General features: G+C 52.0%; 16 protein-coding genes and 3 pseudogenes. 11 read left to right on the top strand and 8 right to left on the bottom strand.

Translation table 11 applies throughout. The features are described from left to right. Nucleotides 1-148 precede the first annotated feature (148 nt). The 3 genes from Electrica_RS14140 to Electrica_RS14150 are packed head-to-tail and all read left to right on the top strand — an operon-like array spanning nucleotide 149 to nucleotide 2,708. Complete coding sequence (locus tag Electrica_RS14140; RefSeq protein ID WP_141964781.1) at nucleotides 149-919, top strand: MBL fold metallo-hydrolase; 771 nt, start codon at nucleotides 149-151, stop codon at nucleotides 917-919. Further along, a complete protein-coding gene (locus tag Electrica_RS14145) occupies nucleotides 916-1,947 on the top strand; it encodes a LacI family DNA-binding transcriptional regulator (RefSeq protein ID WP_141964782.1) in 1,032 nt (343 codons plus the stop codon). Before Electrica_RS14140 ends, Electrica_RS14145 begins: the two co-directional genes overlap by 4 nt. Further along, nucleotides 1,944-2,708, top strand: coding sequence for an inositol monophosphatase family protein (locus tag Electrica_RS14150; protein WP_141964783.1), 765 nt, complete (start codon nucleotides 1,944-1,946; stop codon nucleotides 2,706-2,708). The genes Electrica_RS14145 and Electrica_RS14150 overlap by 4 nt, the downstream gene beginning before the upstream one ends. Nucleotides 2,709-2,880: 172 nt before the next feature. On the opposite strand, the gene Electrica_RS14155 is transcribed toward Electrica_RS14150, so the two are convergent. After that, complete coding sequence (locus Electrica_RS14155) at nucleotides 2,881-3,786, bottom strand: LysR family transcriptional regulator (protein WP_100683862.1); 906 nt, start codon at nucleotides 3,784-3,786, stop codon at nucleotides 2,881-2,883. Between the two features lie 104 nt (nucleotides 3,787-3,890). Here Electrica_RS14155 and Electrica_RS14160 point away from each other — a divergent pair, with 104 nt between their 5' ends. Next, nucleotides 3,891-5,108, top strand: a complete 1,218-nt coding sequence (locus Electrica_RS14160; RefSeq protein ID WP_131050068.1) for an MFS transporter — start codon at nucleotides 3,891-3,893, stop codon at nucleotides 5,106-5,108. Here the strand turns inward: Electrica_RS14160 and Electrica_RS29460 are convergent. Together Electrica_RS29460 and Electrica_RS14165 are read right to left on the bottom strand one after the other, a co-directional pair. Next, nucleotides 5,064-5,168: pseudogene (locus Electrica_RS29460) on the bottom strand (IS30 family transposase); the annotation flags it as partial. The gene Electrica_RS14160 and the pseudogene Electrica_RS29460 sit on opposite strands and share 45 nt — an antisense overlap. A gap of 245 nt (nucleotides 5,169-5,413) precedes the next feature. After that, complete coding sequence (locus Electrica_RS14165; protein ID WP_141964784.1) at nucleotides 5,414-6,259, bottom strand: MBL fold metallo-hydrolase; 846 nt, start codon at nucleotides 6,257-6,259, stop codon at nucleotides 5,414-5,416. A 194-nt stretch (nucleotides 6,260-6,453) separates the two neighbouring features. Here Electrica_RS14165 and Electrica_RS14170 point away from each other — a divergent pair. The 4 genes and pseudogenes from Electrica_RS14170 to Electrica_RS14185 all read left to right on the top strand — a co-directional run. Beyond that, a pseudogene (locus tag Electrica_RS14170) lies at nucleotides 6,454-6,701 on the top strand (IS110 family transposase); the annotation flags it as partial. A 330-nt stretch (nucleotides 6,702-7,031) separates the two neighbouring features. After that, the gene (locus Electrica_RS14175) at nucleotides 7,032-7,604 is read left to right on the top strand and encodes a cytochrome b (protein ID WP_141964785.1); all 573 of its coding nucleotides are present in this window, start codon (nucleotides 7,032-7,034) and stop codon (nucleotides 7,602-7,604) included. Next, nucleotides 7,601-8,173 (top strand): YceI family protein, encoded by a 573-nt coding sequence (locus Electrica_RS14180; RefSeq protein ID WP_141964786.1) that lies wholly within the window; start codon nucleotides 7,601-7,603, stop codon nucleotides 8,171-8,173. The genes Electrica_RS14175 and Electrica_RS14180 overlap by 4 nt, the downstream gene beginning before the upstream one ends. A 390-nt stretch (nucleotides 8,174-8,563) precedes the next feature. Then, on the top strand, nucleotides 8,564-9,199 hold the full coding sequence (locus tag Electrica_RS14185; protein ID WP_141964787.1) for a DUF2268 domain-containing putative Zn-dependent protease: 636 nt from the start codon (nucleotides 8,564-8,566) through the stop codon (nucleotides 9,197-9,199). A gap of 291 nt (nucleotides 9,200-9,490) precedes the next feature. Here the strand turns inward: Electrica_RS14185 and tnpC are convergent, their stop codons facing one another. The 4 genes from tnpC to Electrica_RS14205 form a co-directional block, all read right to left on the bottom strand. Beyond that, nucleotides 9,491-11,047: an IS66 family transposase gene (gene tnpC / locus Electrica_RS14190; protein ID WP_141964155.1), complete on the bottom strand. Its 1,557-nt coding sequence runs from the start codon at nucleotides 11,045-11,047 to the stop codon at nucleotides 9,491-9,493. Nucleotides 11,048-11,066: 19 nt separating this feature from the next. Continuing rightward, entirely contained in the window at nucleotides 11,067-11,414 is a 348-nt protein-coding gene (gene tnpB, locus Electrica_RS14195) for an IS66 family insertion sequence element accessory protein TnpB (protein ID WP_141964154.1), read from the bottom strand. Then, on the bottom strand, nucleotides 11,411-12,085 hold the full coding sequence (tnpA, locus tag Electrica_RS14200) for an IS66-like element accessory protein TnpA (RefSeq protein ID WP_141964153.1): 675 nt from the start codon (nucleotides 12,083-12,085) through the stop codon (nucleotides 11,411-11,413). The genes tnpB and tnpA overlap by 4 nt, the downstream gene beginning before the upstream one ends. A gap of 149 nt (nucleotides 12,086-12,234) precedes the next feature. Then, nucleotides 12,235-13,731: an aminotransferase-like domain-containing protein gene (locus Electrica_RS14205; RefSeq protein WP_141964788.1), complete on the bottom strand. Its 1,497-nt coding sequence runs from the start codon at nucleotides 13,729-13,731 to the stop codon at nucleotides 12,235-12,237. 38 nt (nucleotides 13,732-13,769) lie between these two features. Here Electrica_RS14205 and Electrica_RS14210 point away from each other — a divergent pair, with 38 nt between their 5' ends. Then, complete coding sequence (locus tag Electrica_RS14210; RefSeq protein ID WP_141964789.1) at nucleotides 13,770-14,540, top strand: arylamine N-acetyltransferase family protein; 771 nt, start codon at nucleotides 13,770-13,772, stop codon at nucleotides 14,538-14,540. 67 nt (nucleotides 14,541-14,607) lie between these two features. Here Electrica_RS14210 and Electrica_RS14215 read toward each other — a convergent pair whose 3' ends face one another. After that, a complete protein-coding gene (locus tag Electrica_RS14215; protein WP_141964790.1) occupies nucleotides 14,608-15,516 on the bottom strand; it encodes a LysR family transcriptional regulator in 909 nt (302 codons plus the stop codon). 97 nt (nucleotides 15,517-15,613) lie between these two features. Here Electrica_RS14215 and Electrica_RS14220 point away from each other — a divergent pair, with 97 nt between their 5' ends. Both Electrica_RS14220 and Electrica_RS28905 read left to right on the top strand, forming a co-directional pair. Next, a complete protein-coding gene (locus tag Electrica_RS14220; RefSeq protein ID WP_131050061.1) occupies nucleotides 15,614-16,597 on the top strand; it encodes an NAD-dependent epimerase/dehydratase family protein in 984 nt (327 codons plus the stop codon). An 11-nt stretch (nucleotides 16,598-16,608) separates the two neighbouring features. Beyond that, nucleotides 16,609-16,714, top strand: a pseudogene (locus Electrica_RS28905) (hypothetical protein); the annotation flags it as partial. Nucleotides 16,715-16,752: the final 38 nt, after the last annotated feature.

Here is a 16,752-nt window from a genome sequence, read left to right on the forward strand (position 1 = left end):
ATCGCTGCGTGGACTTTTTTTACTGCAATGAACACGTGTTCATTCGAATGTAAAAAAAATGCAATGTTGACTCGACATTATGTGAGCCTACTTTGTCGGGTATTTGTGACAATTTAATTAAGCGTCAAACATTTTTTGGTGAGGGAAAATGAAAATAGATGTACTTGGGTGCGGCAGCGCCTTCTCCCGTGAACAAAATACCTCTGCGCTGCGGATAATCGATGAGGCGAACCGGCAATGGTTGATTGACTGCGGCCCCACCATTCCCCGGGCCTTGTGGCAACGCGGGGGAGACGCCAATGCTATCGACGCCGTCTATTTTACCCACGTTCACCCGGACCACTGTAGCGGGCTGGCGGCGCTGCTCAACTACTGGCACAGCTTCTCGCGCCACAAAGCGTTGATTATTTACAGTCAGCCGCAGCAGCGCCCCGTGCTGAGGCAACTGGCCGCGCTCGCCACCTGGCCGCAGACCACGCTGTGTTTTGATCTCGACTGGCGCGACACCGCCGACGCATGGACGTGGCACGACTGGCATATCCAGACCGCCGAAACCCGGCATGAGCTCACCAACCGCGCCATTCGTATCACCCAGGGCCAGCAGACGCTGTTTTACAGCGGTGACGGCCGCCCAACGCCAGAGTCAGTGGCGCTTATGGAGGGCGTCGATCTTGCTTTCCAGGAATGTGCGTCGCTGACGGCCCTCAGCAGTGAGGCGTCACACGGCGATTTTGCCTCCTGTCTGGCGCTGTTTCAGCAACTGAATCTCCCGGCGCTGGGACTCTATCACTGTCACGACGCGATACTGGATGACCTTAAGCGCGCTTGCCAGCCGTGGAGCGGATTGTTCGTCAGCCATGACGGCCTGCAATGCGCGCTCAACGCCCCCGTGATTTCTGCGCAGGAACGCCCGGCATGAGTTCAGTCCCCCGTAAACAGAGCGTCACCGCGCAGGATGTCGCCCACCGGGCGGGCGTCTCACGGGCGGTGGTCTCACGCGCGCTGAGCAATAATGGCAGTATCTCCCCCGACACCCGGGAGCGGGTCCTGCGCGCGGCGGAGGAGCTGGGTTATCAGGTTAACTTTCTCGCGCAGGGGCTCAACCGCCGCCGCAGCCATCTGGTTGGCGTGATTGTCTCACGCATCAGCGACCCGTTTCGCAGCAGCCTGCTGGATGCTCTGTTGAGCGAGATCCAGCGCTGTGGTTTTCAGGCGCTGGTGAGTGAAATTCGCAGCGAAAAGGACCTGGCCCGCACGCTGCGCCGTTTTTCCCAGTTCCGTGTGTCCGGGGTGATCGTGACCTCGGGTCAGCCACCGGAATCGCTGGTGAATGAGTGCGTGTCGCAACAGATCCCGGTGGTAGGCATCAACCGCCAGCCGGATATCCCCTTTGTGGATTACGTCAGCTCAGACAACGTCTACGGCGCAACCCTCGCCGCCGGACAGCTGGTGCGCAACGGCTGCCATAGTTTCGGCTGGCTCAATACCGCGCACTCCACCTGGGCCGGACGAATGCGCGGCGATGCTTTTTATCAGGCGCTACAGACCTTCGGTGTCGACACCACCCGCAATCTGCAGGCGATCATCGCGCCCGACGAGGGTTATGACGGTGGGTTTCAGGCCGCAGTCAGTGCCGATGAGACCCTTGATGGCATCTTCTGCGCCAATGCGCAGCTGGCCTGCGGTTTTCTTGACGGGATGCGCCAGCGCGGCAGGCACGCCCCGGACGATTTTCAGCTCATCGGTTTTGACAATACGCCACAAACGGCGCAATACAGTTATCAGCTCACCACCCTGCATCAGGACGTTGCGGAGATTTCCCGCCAGGCATTAACCCGCCTCCTGGAGCGCGCGGACGATCCGTTGCAACCCTCGCGGACAACCTGGGTGGATGTAGAGCTCATTTCCCGGCGCACGTCGCCATCACCTCAAAAGAGCAGGCCATGACGGAAGAACAGCAACAATCATTATGTGTATTGATTCGCCGGTTGGGCGCAGAAGCGCAGGCATTACGCAATGCCGGGTTACAAGTGGATAAAAAAGCCCGCCAGGATTTTGTTTCACATGCCGATCTGTATGTGGAAAAAGAGATCAAAAGCTGGCTGAATGCCCACTGCCCACAGGATGGTTTTCTCGGGGAAGAGAGCGGCCTGCAGGCTGGCGAGCACGGTACCTGGGTACTGGACCCTATCGACGGGACCACCAACTATATTCAGGGGATGGATTACTGGTGCATCTCGCTGGCTTACGTTCGCGAGAACACCACGGAGCTGGGGATTATCTACGCCCCGGACCGGAATGAGTTTTTCTTTGCCCGCCGTGGCGCAGGGACATTTCTTAACGATCGGCGTCTGACGCTACGCGAGCCGGATCCGGAAACGGTGGTTATCGGTATCGGGCGCTCGAGCCGCGCGCCGGTCGAAAACTATACCCGCGCCCTGGACCGCGTGCTCAATGGCGGAATGGAGTATCGCCGCTTTGGCGCCGGGGCGTTGATGCTCGCCCACGTTGCCAGCGGGCAGGTGCATGCCTATTACGAAGAGCATATGAACAGCTGGGACGCGCTGGCGGGGATGTTGATCATTGTCGAAGCGGGCGGTGTCAGTAATGCGTTTCTCGCCGATAATGGTCTGTTAAACGGCAATCTGGTGCTGGCCGGATGCGCCGCTGTGCTGGCGCGTCTTTCCACCCTGCTGGAGAACCCCTAACCGTTCGTGCCGTGCGCCGATAAAAAGCCTGCGCGCAGCCGCTTTTTATCGGCTCACCCTGGCGCTTTGTTTCGCCGCTCGCCTGTCAGCATGCCGGTTTTAGTTCCACGCACGTTTTGCGATTTCCGGGTTTACCGCTGGCGGCAGGTTATTCAGGCGCTGTTGTATTCCGTCAGTCATTGCGCAATTTCTGATGCATGAAATCAATGAGCGCTCTTGTTTTAGCGGGCAAGTAACGCCGGTCGGAATACAGTGCGAACAATTGCAATGGCGCCGGCGCTTGTTCAAACTCAACCTCAATCAACCGTCCATCGCTAATGTAGGGTTGGCAGGCTTGTTTCGATAGAATTGCAAAACCGACACCTGCTAGCGCCGCGCGGCCTGCCATCTCTCCGCTGTTTACCCGATAATGCCCATTAACCTTAATGGTCTCGAATCCCCCCTTGATATTAACAAACTGCCAGGGCGCGCCTTTCAGTGCACTTACCGTTGTAATACAGGGTAATTCTGCAAATTGCCGGATATGAGAAGGGGTACCATAACGCTGAATAACGGACGGGGCTGCCACAATAGTGCAAGGGATCGTCACCAGATGACGGGCTATATAGTCACCGTCCTCCATCTGACCACGGGTAATAATGATAGCTAAATCCAGATCATCGCGCAGAGATTCAAGGCCAGACAAATTTGTAATACAGCTGATCTCCAGGTCCGGGTACAGACAGGCAAAATCGGCAATCACAGAACCCAGCAATGCGGGACCTATTTCATTGGGAATACAGATGCGTAAAGGCCCCTTGAGTTGCATTTGCCGCAACGTTAATTCTATCTCAGTTTGCTCAAGCGCCTCCAGTAATGGCTTCGCTCGGGTATAGAGCAGACGCCCCGCCGGGGTGAGTTTCATATGTCGGGTGCTGCGCTCTATGAGCTGAAGATTGAGTCTTTCTTCTAACTGAGAAATACAGCGGCTGACATTTGATGTCGGCATTTCAAGGACTTTAGATGCCCCAACAAAACTTTCTCTTTCAACCACCGCAATGAACACTTTCAGGGTATTAAAATCAAGAGCCGGACGCATCAATTATCCCATATTTGATAATAATAAATGCCATTTCTATCATATAATACACACCATTGATAGCGGTTAAACTCAGGGTATCTTTTATCCATAGGTTGCTTGCTATGCTACAGGTCACACAGACGTTTAATCATAAAGCCCTCATGCGGATAGCCATTGTCATGGCTTTTATCCAGTTCACTAATGCGCTGGAGTATATGGCGTTAACGCCGGTTTTTGCTTTTATGGCAGACGGGCTTGCAGTTCCCGTATCATTTTCTGGCTATGTTTCCGGTATGTACACACTGGGTGCCGTCCTTTCCGGAATGGTTGCTTTTTATATGATCGACCGGGTTAATAAAAAACGATTCCTGATCAGGAATATGGTGCTGCTGGCAGTGTTAACATTTTTGTCCACACTGATGACTCATTTTGGCGCTCTACTCGCCCTCCGATTTTGCGCAGGACTGGTTGGTGGCACAACAATGGGAGTGGGCATGAGCATTTTGATAAACTGTGCCCCGCTTAACTTACGTGGAAAAATGCTGGCAACGGTGATTGCCTCATTTTCGATGGTCAGTATTGTCGGCATGCCAGCGGTCTTATTTTTGTGCACGCACAATGGCTGGCATAGCGCGCTGTGGTTAATCAGTTCACTCTGCCTGCTGTCTGTACCGTTGATAATATTGATTGTCCCCAGGGATACGCTTCCAGCGGGCGTGAAGAGAAATCTGTCTATTGACGCTCAAACCTTACTTTTCGCCTCTTGCCCTGCACTGGTACAATTTAGTCCCATGCTGATCATTCCTGTTTTGACTCCATTAATGACGCAGTATATGGGCGCAGCACAAAACTTATTACCCTTTTTATTTTTAAGTGGCGGGATAGCAGGTTATTTGTCTACAAAAATAACAGGTATTCTGATATCGCATTTATCTGCGCTGATGCTGGCAACCATTTCAACTCTGTTGTTTGTCGCAAGCTTGCTGCTGCCTGCAATGGGTTATCATAATGCAGTTCTATTTATAACCTTATTTACTGGTGCTGCATATAGCCGACTTGTTGCCGCTTCATCGGTTGCAGTCCGGTATCCTGAGGATGAACGACGAGCCAGTTTTACTTCACTACAGACAGCAATAATGTACCTGATAACAACTCTCGCATTCTTTCTGTCTTCCTTATTACTACCTGACCCGGGAATAACAACGCAAAATCTCAACAGACTGTTGGTTGTTAGTGCATTAGCCGCCTGTGGATTTCCTGTTATGGTCATAATACTGCAAAAGAAACTGGCTAAACGTATTATCCGGCCTGTTGTTGAACTGTCTGGCAACGATGTTTAGCCTTTGCTGGCTATGAATCGATAAGTCAGTTCCTTGCGGAAAAGACGTCCTGAGCAATTGACCGTGATGTCACAGGAGCAGCCTTCAGAAATATCCGTTCTGAACAGTGAAGCCAGTTGAGAGAGATGGCGTTGCTGGCGATCATGCCAGCCGCCATTGCCGGGGCACAGATAGCGAATACAGTGTCGAGCGTACAACACTTTACCGCTGGATTCAGCATTATGCCCCTACGACTGCGCGGGCACTGGCGTCAGTCTTGCGGATTTTGCCCCTGAGATCTGGATGAAACCGACAATGAGCGGCAATCACTCTTCTGTAACAGGAAAATGGAGCCTGAGGCCAACACCGACTTCATTTATCTTTACATAACTGGCTAAGTTTATTTTCGCGGCGAGGTCGGTACAATGACATGGATAAAGCGAGTCCGCAGACAGCTCTTGAAAATACTCCCCTGTTTTTGACAAGGTATTTTTATCCGCATTTTGCAAGTGAAACCCACCGATCACTGAAACAATGTGTGTTTCTCCGCTAACCAGTTTAGCATATTCGATAATATTAGAAATACCGGCATGGGAACACCCGGTAATGACAACTATTCCTTTTTTTGTTTTTACGACCAACGCAGAATCATCTCGAACAAAGTCATCTGATATATCACCACAATGATCGAGAGTATGGCCTATAGATTCAGTTGCCTCAAAATTGTTATTTCGTGGGATCTGCCCAAGGAAAATAATGTTTTTTGTTATATTAACTGGAGTTGCCGAACAAATTTTCGTGAAGAAATAATGATTTTCCTCCAACATGAAGTTTATACCAATCGGCTTTGCATTATAATACTTTGGGATTAAGGCGTCAGGATGGCAGATTAACTGTATTTTTTTAGCCGGGGGATTGGTCGCGCGATCATAATATTGTATCAAATGATTCAACCCCCAAGTATGATCGTTATGACCATGAGAAAAAACAATACTATCGAGGTCCAGTAAATCAATATTTAAGATCTGGGCATTTTTTATAAAGACGTCTGAATACCCGGTATCAAAAAGTATTTTCTTTCCATCGCATTCAATCAGATAAGATACCCCAGGCTCACCAATCAAATAGCGATCTATAAATGTATTATTGTCAACCAGCACTGTAAGTTTCACTTGTATTCCTTATTTTTTAATTGACAAACCACCCTGGTAAAAGATGCTTATTTTATGCCCATTTTTACCAAGGAATCAATGAAATAATCAGTCGAGGGGTAAGTAAAAACTGGCAATAACCACTATCAGCCCCTTTATTTTCCCGAAGCTGGGCAGTTTCTGCATATGTCCCGGACGCGGAGTCACTACGAGCACTTATGTACGATCCGGGGATTGGCGCGGTCATTGCCGTTATGTCATTGCTGAAAGTGGCGATCTGACACGTTTCCCCCACTACCGACTGTACCTCAACTTTTGCGGTTTTAATCTTTCCGCCCGTCAGAGCGGACAAAAGCACAGGGGTTACAGATTGTCGAAACGTGGCACTGCGCGATTAAGATATGCCTTATGTCTTGCCGCCACCGTAGACGTAAGAACGAGAGAAAACAATTTCCGCTACAAATAATGAGCTGGCAGGATCCGTGCGCGCCAAAACGGCAGACTCTGCGTCGCAGCACAAACGGAGTCATATGCCGAATATGTGAATAAAAGCGCCATCCGGTCTGATAAAGATATGAATATTTTCTCAAATTAATGTAAACGATATTTACTTAACTATATAAAACCCAATAGGGAATATGAATTATTGTGCTAAAAACTAGTGGAAAAACATGGGGGTTAAACAATAAATTTGAACTAGAATTTAATTTCACATCATCCGCAAATTAATGATTGATTAATTAACAGAATGTCGTCATTTTAGTATTTTGTTACATAACAGAGCTTTTATTTCATGCGTCTGACAAACTCAAAAACAACGTTTGGCCTTATATCCATAACCTTGCATTGGCTGACAGCAGTAGCAGTCTATGCGATGTTTGCCTTAGGTTTGTGGATGGTCACATTAGGCTATTACGATGTCTGGTATCACAAAGCCCCGGAGATCCATAAAGGAATCGGTATCCTTTTAATGATGGGATTGGTGATTAGGATTGCATGGAGAGTCATCTCACCACCGCCAGCCCCGTTAAAAAGCTATTCGCGACTGACACGCATTGGCGCGAGTTTAGCGCATATATTTCTATATGCTACCCTGTTGACCATTGTCATTAGCGGATATCTAATATCAACAGCAGATGGTAAACCCATTAATGTGTTTGGTTTATTTGAAGTTCCGGCAACATTAACCGATGCGGCAATACAAGCGGATCTCGCAGGAACAATCCATCTATGGGTTGCCTGGGCCGTTGTTATTGTCTCTGTGATGCATGGGCTGATGGCCGTTAAACACCATATTATCGATAAAGACGAAACACTTCTCAGAATGCTTGGTAAATCGTCATCACAAACTGGAGTTAAAAAATGAAAAAACACCTGCTGGGTCTTTCGCTGTTTGCTGTCCTGTTTTCATCCGCTCCTGCTTTTGCAGCTAATTATAAAATTGATAAAGAGGGGCAGCACGCATTTATAAACTTCAAGATTAAACATCTCGGCTATAGTTGGTTATATGGTACCTTCAAGGACTTTGACGGGACTTTCACCTATGATGAATCTAACCCAGCGGCTGATAAAGTGAGTGTGAAAATCGCTACCGGCAGTCTCGACACTAACCACGCAGAACGAGATAAACATCTGCGTGGTGCTGAATTCCTGAACGTAAGTAAATTTCCGGAAGCAACTTTCTTGTCGAAGGAAGTGAAACAAAATGGTGACAACCTTGATATTACCGGTGACCTGACACTCAATGGTGTAACGCACCCAGTCACCCTTAATGCAAAACTAGTTGGTAAAGGGGATGATCCATGGGGCGGTAAACGCGCAGGTTTTGAAGCCAAGGGCAACATCCACCTCAAAGACTTTAATATTAAAAGCGATCTTGGACCAGCGTCACAAGACGTTGAGCTGATAATCTCTGTCGAAGGCATTCAGCAATAAAATCTTACCCCGGCATAATATGCCGGGTTTTTGACTTCACATCAGGCAGATTATTATTTTGATAAGACGTCATTCAGAGACTATCCCAACAAAATTTCATTCCAGATAATAATACTGCGGCGTTGTTGAATAAATCAGTTTTCCCGAACGTCGCGGCTACGGCGTCTCTGTGTCCAGAATCATCCGAGAAGAGAAAAATCATTGTCTGAAAAATCATTGTCTGAAAAATCGATCATGAGACATGATGGTCCACTAAATGCCATTTCCCGCTTAATAACGACAGCATTTTCAGACTGTTTTTCTCTCTGTTATATTTTGATATATCATAAAGTTACCCACTAACGTATGATCTCGTTCCATTGGTCCTCACCCCCTAAAACAGGAGGTCTCATGTCATCGATGGTTCTTCATTTCCTTAATGCGCAAAAGAAGCTAACAGCACATTACAACTGGCTTGAAACATGTCTGTCAGAGACGTACATGAAAGCCAATATCCCTATGCCATTACCTTCTCTGGATGTAATCGTTAAAGCCGGAGTCCATGTTATTCCTGAAAAAGGACATCTGGGATATTGCCCGGAACCTGGGGTTGTGTATATTACGGTTGATCCTGCGAACCCGGCATTTTGTGCTAATGCCAATCAATCACTGGAACGAATGTTTGCTCATGAACTCCACCATGCAGCAAGATGGCGTGGTCCGGGATATGGCTTTTCTCTGGGTGAAGTTCTTGTCTCCGAGGGATTAGCCGGGCATTTCGCTATTCAGCTCTTTGGGGGGCCGCCAGAACCCTGGGAATGTCTTGATTCACATGAAATGAATCTTTACAAGGCACGGGTATCAAGAGAATGGCAGAACACGGATTATAACCATAATGTCTGGTTTTTCGGTGCTGGCGATTTGCCCAGATGGCTGGGATATTCTCTGGGTTTTGATTTGGTTGCCCGTTATTTGTCAGCGCACCCTGAACACCGGGCATCAACACTTACAGATGCAAGTGCAGAGGTGTTCAGGAATTCAATCTAATTGGCAAGAAAACAGAAGCGTTTTTTCGCCCAATTTCATAAAACCCGGTACGTTCATAACCTCTTCTTGCACCGTTATTCTCTGCAATAATATCCAGATATGGCGTCCTGAAGACAGACACCGTTTTTAATGCCGAAGATCTGAAACTGGCGCTATCAAGCTGACGGTACCAGGCTGGCATTACACTGGGGACAACGCACACTACGGTAAACAGGCGTAGTCCGCTATGAGCGGACGTTAGCGGCAATGTGCAATATTCGTAAGCGCCTCGTGAAGGACGTGGGGTAAAAATTAGTTTACAGAGAGGGTGACGTTCCAGGGCAACAGATCTTTCACGCGGTTGGCAGGCCAGGTATTGATGACACTGATCACGTGGTGCAGCCAGGCCTCCGGCTCGATGCCGTTGAGTTTGCAGCTTCCGAGCAGGCTGTACATCACTGCCGCACTGTCACCACCACTATCAGAGCCGAAGAACATGTAGTTACGCCGTCCCAGCGCCACCACTCGAAGTGCGTTTTCGCACAGATTATTGTCGATCTCCACCCAGCCATTGCGGCAGTATTCGTTCAGTGCATCCCATTGTTTCAGCAGGTATGCGAACGCTTTCGCCGTATCTGAGTGACGCGACAGCGTGCCCATCTGCTGTTGTATCCAGTCGTACAGCGACTGCATCAGCGGAACACTTCTGGCTTTCCTGGCTGTCAGTCGCTCTTCTGCCGGACTACCGCGGATCTCCGATTCGATGGCGTACAGCGCCCCGATACGGTTCAGCGCCTCTGCTGTTACCGCCGTTGGATGGCGAACGTGAACATCGTGGAGCTTGCGTCGGGCATGTGCCATACAGGCCGCTTCGGTTACCCGCCCGCTTTCATAAAGAGCGTTGTAACCCGCGTAGGCATCGGCCTGCAGGATACCACTGTAGTCCGCCAGATGTTGCTGTGGATGGATACCTTTGCGGTCGGGAGAGTAGGAGAACCACACGGCAGCCGGCATGGTTGAGCCGGCGTTACGATCGTCACGAACATAGACCCACAGCCGCCCGGTACGGGTTTTACCCTGACCAGGCTCCAGTACACTCACCGGCGTGTCGTCTGCATGCACTTTACCCGGCATCAGCACATAGTGGTTCAGTTCATCATACAGCGGACGAAGTTGTTCTCCCATAATGTCAACCCAGCGCCCCATCGTATTGCGGCTCAGCTCCACGCCCTGCCGGGCGTAGATTTCCGACTGACGATACAGCGGCAGGTGTTCAGCGAACTTCGCCATGATAATGCGTGCCAGCAGAGCCGGACTGGCGTAACTGCGCTCGATGGGTTTTGGTGGCAGTGGTGCCTGCACGATGCAGTCGCACCGACTGCAGGCCAGTTTTGGGCGGACCGTTTCGATTACCCTGAACGCAGTGTTGATGATATCCAGCTGTTCAGAGATGCTTTCCCCCAGCGGTTTTAGTTTGCCGCTGCAGACCGGGCATTCGGTTTCTGCCGGGGAGATAACCCGCCTGTCACGGGGGAGTGTTACCGGAAGCGCTTTGCGGGCGGGAGTGTCTGATGTTTTTGATCCCGTATCTCCGGCCATTGAGGTGAGTTGCGACTGCGCCTCGCCAAGCCTGTTCTGGAGCTCGGTTATGCGCTTTTCTGCCTGCGCGATCTTCTTTTCTATCTTCTCGCGGTTTTTCTCGCTGCTGCGGCCGAACAACATTCTCTGCAGTTTAGCGACCAGCGCCCTGAGTGAGTCGATCTCGCGGGCATAGCCGGTTATTTCACCGGACAGACGGACGATAACCGCCTGCTGTGCGATCAGCAGGGCCTTCAGTTGCTCGATGTCGTCGGGGAGTGTGTTGTTCATTCCCCTGTTTTATCACGGGTTATATCCGTATACCAGGCCGTTCCGTCCGTTTTGGATGTTGCCACGCGATCCCCTCCAGAAGCATGGACAACTGGGCGGGTGTCAGATGCACTTTCCCGTCGCGGGTCACCGGCCACACGAAGCGGCCCTGCTCGAGGCGTTTGGCGAACAGGCACAACCCGTCACGATCGGCCCACAGTATTTTCACCATTTTGCCACTGCGGCCCCGGAAGACGAAGATATGCCCGGAGAACGGGTCATCTTTCAGCGTATTCTGCACCTTCGAAGCCAGCCCGTTGAAGCCACAACGCATATCTGTGACGCCAGCGATGATCCAGATTCTGGTACCGGTTGGCAGAGTTATCATCGGGCACCGCCTTTCATTTCGCGGATTAGCGCCCGTAACAGTTCCGGAGTGAGAGGGTCAAACAGTTTTACCACACCTGATTTAAGATGCAGCTCGCACCGTGGGACGTTTTCGGGATCGCACTCAGGGCACTCATCAGGCTTGTTACGCCAGAAGGGATTTGTAACTGGTCTGATCGGCTCTGGCGTATCAGTCAGTGCCACCGGGACAGGCATGCATTCCTGTATATCATCATCGCTCAGTAAGCCGTCCTCGTACTGGCTTTTCCATTTAAACAGCAGGTTATCATTGATATCGTGCTCTCTGGCGATCCGGGCAACAACAGCACCGGGTTGTAATGCCTGCTTAGCCAGACTGACCTTAAATTCACGGCTGTAGCTGGCTCGCCGTTCTTTTCGCCATTTTTCCTCGCTGATTTCAGGGCGAGTGGATTCATTTTTTCTGTTGGCATAAAGGATGGCGTCAAGCTGAGCGAATGAGACTGAATCGGGCAATGGCCATGCGATACCGGATGCAATAAAGCGCTGAAAAAGCGTATGTATTGTGGAATGACTGAGACCGAGGCGCTGAGCGATGGCCCGGATGGTCAGTTTATCTTCAAATCTTAAACGCAGGGCATCAGGCAAATAAGAACGGAAGCAGGGAATATCTTTTGTTGTCTGGGAATTCATCGTTCGTGTCCATCAAAATAGATGGGCGCGATTGTTGCCAGACAGGACAATTTTCACAAGACGTCGCAGATGGGGCGCTTACCAATATTCAGACTGAGCCATACCGACAATATGTGCCCCCCATAATCTTTAAACTTATGGCGATTCGGTCAATGCCCCCTGACCAATTCATGGCATAAGCTACCGAGTTGTTCCACCGCATGTAAAAGCTGGCGGGTGGGTTCATTCGCGCAGTTCAACCGCAGGTAGTTTTGCAGTTCCGCCGCCCCAGGGGAAAACAGCGGTCCCGGACTGACGCCAATGCCAAGGGCGAGAGCGCGACGATGGACCTCCAGCGCCTCTATCCCGGACGGAAGTTGTACCCAAATCAGAAAACCGGCTTCTGGCGCGGCGACGCGCGTGCCCGGAGGGAAGCTGGTTTCAACCTTTGCGATAATAGCCCGGATACCCTGCGCAATCCGCAGCTTCAGGTGCCGCAGATGCCTGTCATAATCACCGCTGGCCAGAATCTCGTTTGCCGCGGCTTCCATCAGCGGCGAGCCTGCCCACTCCCCTGCCATGCGGGCCTGCAATACCGTTGCGTGATAGCGTCCGGCAGCAATCCAGCCGATTCTCCAGCCCGGCGCCAGGGTTTTAGACAGCGAGCTGCAATAAATAACATTTCCGCACCTGTCAAAGGCTTTACACGCTGGCGGCCGCTGCGCGCCGCCGGCCAGATCGCCATATACATCATCCTCAATTAACGGAATGCCCTGACTGGCAAGCAGGGTCACCAGATCCCGCTTGCGTTCAACGGGCATGCTGGCACCCAACGGATTTTGCACCGTGGGCGAGGCCAGAACGGCGACAGGACGATGGCGCAGAATGGCCTCTTCAAGCGGCGCCAGTAATAAACCTTCAATCGGGTCAGTGGGGATCTGTAATGCCTTCAGACCCAGACTCTCCAACAGCAGGAGCGTGCCGAAGTAGGCGGGCTGCTCAATCGCCACGGCATCGCCTGGCCGGCACACGGCATGGAGCGCCAGACGTAGCGCCTGTGTTGCGCCGGCGGTAATGATCAGGTCATCCGCGCCAAAAAGGCCCCCCCACTGCGCAGCGCGAGCGGCAATCTTGCGACGCAGGTCTGCTCTCCCCGGAGGCAGGCTGTAGCTCTGTCCGCGCGCATCAAGCCGACGACCGGCTGTCTGTAACGCCCGCTGCAGCGCATCTACGGGCAGCCAGGCGGGATCGGGTAGCGCGGCGCCAAGCGGGACCAGACGCGCTTCAGCGCTACCGAACAGCGAGCGGGCTATAGCGGACATGGTTACCGGCACGGGCCCTGGTAAAGACGCGGGGCTTTGCGCCTCCCCGCCGGGGGTTATCTGGCGAACAAAGTAGCCTGAACGCGGTCGCGCGATAATCAGCCCCTCCGCCTCAAGACAGCGCAGGGCTTCCAGCGCCGTGGGGAGACTGACCTGCTCGCGCTCGGCCAGTTTACGCGCGGAGATAATACGATCGCCGGCTCGTAAAGCGCCTGACGCGAGCGTAAGCCGCAGCGTTTCGGCGATTCGGCGGTAGTGGGGAGTCGGCGGGAAGGGATCGGACATCGCTATCTGTATAGTCTGGTTTTTGATAAATCTGACTATACAGGCGATGCAGAGCGCCATCTATAGTGTGTTCAACACAAACCAGCCAAGGAAGTCACATGCACAGCGACAATTTTGACCTTTCCCTTTACTTCCGGCGCATAGGCTATAGCGGACACGCGGCTGCGGATACCGCTACGCTGCACGCGCTCATGCGTCACCAGCTCTTTTCGATCCCCTTCGAGAATCTGGATGTCCAGGCCGGTCACATCGTTTCGATGGTACCTGATGATATTGCCGATAAGCTATTACGCCAGAGACGAGGCGGCTACTGCTATGAACTCAACGGACTGTTTACCATGGCGCTGGAGGCGCTGGGTATGACCTACCGTTTTGTCGCGGCGCGGCCAATGTTCTATCCTGCGCGCCGACCTAAAACCCATATGGCGGTCATCGCCGAAGTCGATGGCCGTCAGTGGCTTTGCGACCTTGGATTTGGCAGCTACGGTATTCGCGCGCCGATGGCCTTAGACGAACTGGAGACGGACATCATCCAGGATTTCGATACCTTCCGGCTTAGCCGTGATGCGAGCGGCGACTATCTGCTGCAGGCAAAGGTTGAAGGAAGCTGGGCCGATCAATACGGTTTCGACCTCTCACCTCAGGAATGGATTGACTTTGTTCCGGCTAATTACCTTAACTCCACGCACCCCGATGCCGTCTTTGTACAGAAGTTGCTTGTCATACAGCATCGACCCGAGGGACGATTTATCCTGCTGGGCGATACGCTTAAGACGATTACAGCGGACAGAGTAGAGAAGCAATTGCTGACTGAAGATGAAATTGCCCATGTCCTTGAAAACCGCTTTGCGCTATCTGCCCGCGCATAAATCAACCAGCCAATGCGTCCACAGTTAAATGGTCACTTCTGCGGCCCGGGGGGGAGATGCGGGAATATCACGGTTTCGCCTTCGTGATATAAGCCTGTAGCCCCTCGGCAAGAATATCGAATACCGTTTTACAGGCCTTGCTCTGGCGAAGATCCTCATGCATGACCAGCCAAGTGTCGAGATGCAAGGCAAAGAAATCAGGCAGCAATCTCTGCAGCGGGACAGGAAAGTCGGCCAGTCGCACCTGACATATCCCGATGCCGGCGCCTGCGCGAATAAGGTTCAACTGCGCCACATCACTGTCAGTGCGCACGGTAAACCGCTCACGATGCAGCTGCGGATACTGTTTCAGAGCCTGTAAAATAAATGGCGTGATTTTATCAAAGCCCACCAGAGTATGCGTGAACAACGCCTCCATACTCTCCGGCGCGGCATGCCGCGCCAGATAGGCAGGTGCGGCATGCAGACCCATTTCAATACTGCCCATCCGACGTGCGATCAGTTGCTCTTGTACCGGCCTGGTCATGCGTACTGCAATATCCGCCTCCCGATGCAATAAATCCTGAATGCGGTTAGACAAAACCAGCTCAATGGCAACCTGCGGGTGAGCCTCTTTAATTTGCGCAATCAGAGGCGGCAGAACTTCGGTGCCGATAATTTCACTCGCAGAAACACGCACCACGCCACGCAATTCGCCAGTGCGGGTGCTAAAGCCGGCAGCCGATCGCTCAATCATACTGGCCGTGTTTTCCATCGCTTGCGCATGGCCCTGCAGCGCGACGGCGGCATCTGTCGGCTGCAGGCCAGTCTGAGAACGGATGAACAACACCAGACCCAATGCTGATTCCAGTGCCGCGACGTGGCGTCCCGCCGTGGGCTGGGTAATGGCGAGCATCCGGGCTGCCCCCGACAGGGATCCCTCTTTCATCACTGCCAGGAAGGTGCGATACCATTCCCATGGAATATTTAGTTTCATACAAAAATGCATACCTGCTATCCGATGTCATGCAATTACATTTAGCTCGCGCTGGCATTACGCTGTCAAGCAGCAGACATCCGGCAAAGGTAAGACCATGCAAAGCAAAAACAAGGTACTCATCCTGGGCGCGACAGGTGGAATCGGTAGCGAAATCGCGCGTAAACTCATCGGCGAAAAATGGGACGTTCATGCATTGCGCCGCAACGCCCCGCAAAATGAACAACCCGGAAGTATAACGTGGGTAAGCGGCGATGCGCTGAATACCCGGCAGGTGGCCTCTGCCGCGTCAGAGTGTCATGTGATTGTCCATGCCGTTAATCCGCCGGGTTATCGCAACTGGGAACACCTGGTTTTGCCAATGTTACATAACACTATCCAGGCAGCGGAACGCAATGGCGCCTTAATCGTTCTCCCTGGCACCGTTTATAACTACGGCCCGGATGCCTTTCCCCTGTTGCGGGAAGACTCCCCGCAAAATCCCGTCACCCGCAAAGGGGCAATACGGGTACAGATGGAGAAGGCGCTGTTAGCCTACGCGCAGCGTGGCGGAAAGGTGCTGATTCTGCGAGCAGGCGACTTCTTCGGCCCTGCCGCAGGCAATAACTGGTTTTCGCAGGGATGGATCAAGCCGGGACAATGCCCGCGGATAATTAAAAACCCGGGTAAAGCCGGAACAGGTCATCAGTGGGCCTGGCTGCCCGACGTCGCAGAAACCCTTGCGGCGCTGTTAGCGCGTCGGGATCAACTCGAACCGTTTGCCTGTTTTCATATGCGCGGACACTGGGACGCCGATGGCACGGCGATGGCCGCGGCCATACAGCATGTCGCGCAACTTAGCGGGATTCAGGCAAAGATAAAGTCGTTTCCCTGGTGGCTCATCTTTGCGCTGTCACCTTTCAACACCACGCTGCATGAAATGCTGGAGATGCGATATTTGTGGCAACAGCCAATCCGGATGGACAATGCAAAACTGATCGATTTTCTGGGCTACGAACCACATACCCCTCTTATTGAGGCCGTGCACAAGACCTTAACGGGTCTGGGCTGTATTCATCATGCGCCAGAAACGCCTTCGTGAACGGGTCAGAGGATAACTATCACCTCGCGGTGACTTATCCAGATGATGAAGAATTTGAACGCCTTTCCGACCCCCTACGTTTTTCAACATGTTGTAGAAGCCATTACGCCGCTTTAGTTTTTTCCGCGGCCCCCCGGGACAGGCGCCAGAGGGAA

The sequence above is a fragment of the Klebsiella electrica genome, assembly GCF_006711645.1.
In the GTDB taxonomy this organism is placed as follows: Bacteria; Pseudomonadota; Gammaproteobacteria; order Enterobacterales; family Enterobacteriaceae; genus Klebsiella; species Klebsiella electrica.